Below are 470 nucleotides of genomic sequence, written 5' to 3' on the forward strand. Positions count from 1 at the left end.
CCACATGTACTGGCTCGGATACGCCGCAACATAACGTTCCACTACCTTGCTCATCGCCGCGCAGGACTCTGCGGTATCGGTGCTGTACATCGCTTCGGGCGCGGCTTCGAGAATGACTTTGTAGCCCGAGCCGTCAGGCAGGCGCAGCGCATGCAGGAACACACCGACCGCTTTGCCGCCGGCCAACATGTTCGGCACAAATTTGCTGGTCAGCGCCTGTGTGGCGAAGAACGGCACGAAAATCCCGGCGGATTCGGCCGGTTCCGGGTCGGCGGGAATGCCCACGGCACCGCCCTTGCGCACTTCCTTGATGACGCTGAGAATGCCTTCCTTTGTCGACGCTGCGACCTTGTTGCCCAGCTGCACGCGCTGTTTGCGCAGCAATTCATCCACTGCCTTGAGCTTCGGCGGACGGTAGAAAATGATCGGTTTGCACTGGCTGCAATAGAAGTGGTTGAGCACTTCCCAGT

1 pseudogene is annotated in these 470 nt (G+C 59.8%); it reads right to left on the reverse strand.

Features of this window, described 5'->3' with window-relative positions:
* Positions 1 to 470: pseudogene (locus tag J5M71_RS27955) on the reverse strand (lipid A biosynthesis lauroyl acyltransferase); the annotation flags it as partial.

Source organism: Pseudomonas sp. 43(2021) (assembly GCF_017490805.1).
Taxonomy (GTDB): domain Bacteria; phylum Pseudomonadota; class Gammaproteobacteria; order Pseudomonadales; family Pseudomonadaceae; genus Aquipseudomonas.